6 protein-coding genes and 1 pseudogene are annotated in these 4379 nt (G+C 63.0%); 2 read left to right on the top strand and 5 right to left on the bottom strand.

The window, feature by feature from the left end; translation table 11 throughout:
- Positions 1 to 441: pseudogene (locus VFE81_RS21990) on the bottom strand (MFS transporter); the annotation flags it as partial.
- 161 nt (positions 442 to 602) lie between these two features.
- Between VFE81_RS21990 and VFE81_RS21985 the strand changes: the two are divergent.
- Positions 603 to 851 carry an AbrB/MazE/SpoVT family DNA-binding domain-containing protein gene (locus VFE81_RS21985; RefSeq protein WP_325046611.1) on the top strand — a complete coding sequence of 83 codons (249 nt, stop codon included), beginning with the start codon at positions 603 to 605 and terminating at the stop codon, positions 849 to 851.
- On the top strand, positions 845 to 1165 hold the full coding sequence (locus VFE81_RS21980; protein ID WP_325046610.1) for a type II toxin-antitoxin system PemK/MazF family toxin: 321 nt from the start codon (positions 845 to 847) through the stop codon (positions 1163 to 1165). The genes VFE81_RS21985 and VFE81_RS21980 overlap by 7 nt, the downstream gene beginning before the upstream one ends.
- Before the next feature lie 34 nt (positions 1166 to 1199).
- Here VFE81_RS21980 and mdcH read toward each other — a convergent pair whose 3' ends face one another.
- The 4 genes from mdcH to VFE81_RS21960 form a co-directional block, all read right to left on the bottom strand.
- Positions 1200 to 2138 (bottom strand): malonate decarboxylase subunit epsilon, encoded by a 939-nt coding sequence (gene mdcH, locus VFE81_RS21975; protein WP_325046609.1) that lies wholly within the window; start codon positions 2136 to 2138, stop codon positions 1200 to 1202.
- On the bottom strand, positions 2138 to 2830 hold the full coding sequence (locus VFE81_RS21970) for a malonate decarboxylase holo-ACP synthase (protein ID WP_325046608.1): 693 nt from the start codon (positions 2828 to 2830) through the stop codon (positions 2138 to 2140). Before VFE81_RS21970 ends, mdcH begins: the two co-directional genes overlap by 1 nt.
- Complete coding sequence (gene mdcE / locus VFE81_RS21965; RefSeq protein WP_325046607.1) at positions 2830 to 3645, bottom strand: biotin-independent malonate decarboxylase subunit gamma; 816 nt, start codon at positions 3643 to 3645, stop codon at positions 2830 to 2832. Before mdcE ends, VFE81_RS21970 begins: the two co-directional genes overlap by 1 nt.
- Positions 3642 to 4379 (bottom strand): biotin-independent malonate decarboxylase subunit beta (locus tag VFE81_RS21960; protein WP_325046606.1); only part of this gene is annotated, 738 nt, incomplete at its 5' end. The genes mdcE and VFE81_RS21960, both read right to left, overlap by 4 nt.

The following is a 4379-nucleotide window of genomic DNA, read 5'->3' as shown; positions in this document are numbered from 1 at the left end:
GAAGGCGCGCTTACGGCCGATCTTGTCGCTGACATAGGCGCCCGTCAGATAGCCGCAGTACGAACCGACGATCACCACACCCAGATAGCTGCCGGTGCCGATTACGCTCAGATGCCGCTCGGTTTTCAGATACGTCGGCAGCCACGTGGTCACCGCGTAGTAGCCGCCTTGCACGCCGGTTGCGAGAATGGACGCGCGCAGCGTCGTCCAGACGATATCGCCGCGGAAGATGTCGAGCAGCGAAGGACGCGTTTGTGCTGCAGCTTGCGCTTCTTTCTGCTGCCGGTGCACCTCCGGCTCTTCGACGAAGCGGCGGATCCAGATCACGAACGGCGCCGGCGCAATACCGATCGCGAACAGCACGCGCCACGCGTAATCGGCCGGTACCAATGAAAACACGGCCATGAACAGCAGCGTCGACACGCCCCAGCCGATCGCCCAAAGGCGATGGGGCGGCAGTTGATCGAGCGGCGGTGAGGCGGTTGATCAACAAAGCACGCAAAACACGTCATTCGTCTTATGCCATTTGCCGTGCTACACTGTAATAACATTGTGTTTACTTTGATGCCTCAACCGTTTAGGATTTCACTTCAGGTTCAGCCATGAAAACGACCATCCGCAGAATGGGTAATTCCCATGGTGTACTGATTCCGAAACCGATCTTGACCCAACTTGGGCTGGAGGACGAAGTGGATATGCAAGTTGAAGGGAACGCTCTGGTGATCAGGCGTCCGCAGAAAAAAGCCCGTGCGGGATGGGCCGACGCAAGTCGTTCGTTGGCAGCATCGAAAGACGACGCGCTGGTGCTGGGTGAATTTCCCAACGCCGATGACGCGGGGCTCGAGTGGTAGCGCGCGGCGACGTCTGGCTGGTCGCGTTGGATCCCGTCGTCGGCAGCGAGATTCAGAAAACGCGTCCTTGCGTGGTCGTTTCGCCGGCCGAGTTGCACGATCACCTGCGCACGGTCATTGTCGCGCCCATGACCACGGCCGGCCGTGCGGCACCTTTTCGTGTCCCGCTCACCTTCTTGCGCAAGAAGGGTTTGATTCTGCTCGACCAGATTCGCACGGTAGACAAGACGCGGCTTGTGAAGCGCGCCGGCGCGGTGTCGGATACGGCGCTATCGAATGCGTTGTCGACGCTGCAGGAAATCTTTGTCGAGTGAGTGATGATGCGCGCGTCGGCCGAATGACTGCGTCCTAAAGTCCATCCATGCCGAGGCGCCGGCGCGCCGTAGCAACCAGGTTGTCGAACGAGAAGGCACTCGCGGCAAGCGCGGTGGTGTCCGGAAAGTTCTCACGCGCGATGTCCGTCAAGACCTGGCCCGGCGGCGCTTCGATCAGCACGCGAGCGCCCATTTCCTGCATGACGGTGAGTGCATCGAACCAGCGCACGGTGTAGCGCATATTGGTCGCGAGATCGTCGCGAATGGCCTCTGCCGTGTACAAGGGGCGGCCGCCGCGATTGCCGATATAGGTGCTTTGCGGCAGGTGAAAAGGTACGTTTTGCGCGTACGCAACCAGTTCGTCCGTGGCATGCGCGAGCAGTTCGCAATGCGACGGCACGCTTACCGCAAGCCGGACGGCTTTGCGTGCGCCTGCCGCCAGAGCGTGGTCGATGAACCTGTTCAGCGCATTATTCGCCCCCGCCATGACAATCTGACGCGGCGCATTCACATTGCCAACATAGACACGTTGATCGCCCGCATCCGCGTGCTGCGCGGCGAGTGTTTCCAGTTGGTGTTCGGTCAAACCCGACACAGCCGCGAGACCGTAGCCTGATGGGTACGCTGTCTCCATCAATTCTGCGCGCTTGCGAACCATCTTTAACGCTTCGCTAAAGTGAACCGCGCCGCAACTGACCGCAGCGGCATACGCGCCCACCGACAAACCCGCGCTGATCTCCGGCATGAGCTGTTCATCTGCCAGTGCACGCGTGATCGCCACGCCAGCGACGGTCAAACCGATCTGAACGGCAACGGTCGAGCGTAGCGCGTCCGCGGTGTCGAGCGTGAGTACGTCGATGCCGAGCACCTGAGACGCTTCTTCAAGGGTGTCGCGCACGGTGTGATGCTGCGGCAGACGGTGCAGGAATCCGTCCGACTGCGCGCCCTGGCCGGGAAACAGAAGGGCAAGCATCAGGCATCGCCGTGAGCGGGCGCCCACGGATTGGCAATCAGTTGCGGCCCGCGAGCGTGACGTGCCATCACGCGTGCTTTGCCCGCTGCCCACTCGGCTAGCGCAACGCCGCCCGCTGGCGTTTCCAGTTGCGCATCCACGCGAATGCCGGCACGTTGTGCGATTGCTTGCAGATAGTTCAGCAACTGAATGGCAGCGTGGTGCGAGCGTTTTTCCGGCGCGCGGATCAGTAGATCGAGATCACTCGAGAAAGTGACCGTGGGTGCCTGAGTTGCCAGTTCGAAGCCTGTGCTGCCGGTGGGTCCCCAGACGAATTCAGCCAATGTGCCGGTCGTATCGCGTTGTAATGCGGCAAGGGCCGTGAAAGCAGGCAATGCAGCGCGCTCCGCAAGAGGGCGGCATTGCGCTAACGCTTCCGGCGGCACGGCGGTTTCGATATCGTCCAGATGCACCCAGGTGCCGTAACGCTGCGTTCGCTCCGCACCGCGCAAGCCGATTGCAACAAAGCCATCAGCGGCCGGTGCGCGCCTCACGACTGCATACGGCGCGCGCTCGAAAGACCCGCGAACCCACGCCGGTTCGCCGTCAAACTGACGCAAGCGATACAAGCGCAGCAGATCATGCGGCAGCCAGCGCGCATCGCAAGACAACGCGTGATCGGCTGCAAACGGCGGCGCTGCGCAAACTTGCATTACACGGCATCCCATTGTTCGACGAGACGCCGCCGCACTTCGATCGACGCCGCGCGATTCGTTTGAGCCGCAGCCGATTCCAGACGATGCGACAGATCGGATCTTCCATCGCGCGCGCTTTGAATCTGCTCGGTCAGTACCTGGCGCACCCGCTCGATTTGCGCGGCATCCGGCGCATCAGCGTCGACGCCTTCGATCAGCTTATCGAGCAGGCCGAGTTTGGCAAACGACGTCATCGAGTACGACATCGGCACAATGGTTTCGCCGAGGGCGTCGAGTGCTTCGACGGTGCGCCGCGTGACGCGGGCGGCCGCTTCCTTGCCCATTGCGTGGACCATCGTACCGGGCGCGTCGAGTGCGACGATCCGGTTGGCCTGATAGCCATGTGCGAGGAACGCGCCCGACATGGCGGGCCCGACGATCAGCGCGATCACCGGATGCCCGGCGTCACGCGCCGACGCATAGGCATCGACGGCTGCGGCGCAAGCGAGGTGAATGCCGAGCATTTCTTCGCGGTAGCCGTACGCCTGACTTTTGACATCGACGATCGCGACGATCGGGCGGCGCGTGCCGCTCGCTTTGTCCTGTTCGATGACCTCGCGGACAGCGCGTGCGAGTTGCCAGCCTTGCTCGAGACCGACGACGTTATCGGTCGCGCGTGGAAAGCGGTTGTCGGGATCGGGGACGACCGTAATGAAGCGCGCGGTCTCGCCGCCGAGCGACGCATCGCCGCTCCACACGGGTGCCTTACCGGACGGTTCGCCGGCCAGTGCATGGAACCACCGCGCGCCGCGGCTGAGGGTCGTGTCGTTCATGCCTGCTCCTTGCGCGCGTTGCTCTGGACTTGCGGGTTGTACATGTCACGCATCGTCTCTGGCGTGACGCTGGCCGGGTCGATCTGCGCGAGGCGATCCAGAAAAGTGTCGACCTGTTCGCTGCGATGCGCAGCCGGCAGCCCTTGAATGAATGCGGACCGCACGGCGGCGCGCACGGCATCCGCATCGTCGTCGACCAGTTGATCGGCGAGCGCGGTCGCAGCCCGTTGTTCGCCGCCGATCAACTGCCACACGCGGCGTCGATCGCTCGCGTCGAGTTCTTCGATACCGGCTTCCTGTTCGATCACTTCGGGGCCGTTCATGCCGAGTCGCCCCTGCTTCGTCACGACGAGATACGAGCACAAGGCCGCGGCAAGCGACATCCCGCCAAAGCAACCGACCATTCCCGCGATCACCCCGACCACCGGCACATGCCGGCGCAACGCGACAATCGCGGCCTGAATCTCGGCGATCACCGCGAGGCCGAGATTGGCTTCCTGAAGCCTCACACCACCGGTTTCGAACAGTACGACAGGACGCACAATCTTGCCGCGTTCGCAATCGCGCAGAGCCATCTCGAGCGCGGCGGCGATCTTGCTGCCCGACACTTCGCCGATGCTGCCGCCCTGGAACGCGGACTCGATTGCGGCGACGACGGCCGGCTCTCCGTCGATGGTGCCGCGCGCGATCACGCAGCCGTCATCCGCCTGGCAGACGACGCCTTGCAGCGGCAG

Source organism: Paraburkholderia sp., from assembly GCF_035656215.1.
In the GTDB taxonomy this organism is placed as follows: domain Bacteria; phylum Pseudomonadota; class Gammaproteobacteria; order Burkholderiales; family Burkholderiaceae; genus Paraburkholderia.
Note: the sequence above shows the minus strand (reverse complement) of the source record. Positions and strands in the feature narration are given on the sequence as shown.

Bases quoted from the DNA above. Each gene is read 5' to 3' on its own strand.
- VFE81_RS21970 (WP_325046608.1), bottom strand. From the start codon at position 2,830: ATGCAAGTTTGCGCAGCGCCGCCGTTTGCAGCCGATCACGCGTTGTCT.
- mdcH (WP_325046609.1), bottom strand. From the start codon at position 2,138: ATGCTTGCCCTTCTGTTTCCCGGCCAGGGCGCGCAGTCGGACGGATTC.
- VFE81_RS21985 (WP_325046611.1), top strand. From the start codon at position 603: ATGAAAACGACCATCCGCAGAATGGGTAATTCCCATGGTGTACTGATT.
- mdcE (WP_325046607.1), bottom strand. From the start codon at position 3,645: ATGAACGACACGACCCTCAGCCGCGGCGCGCGGTGGTTCCATGCACTG.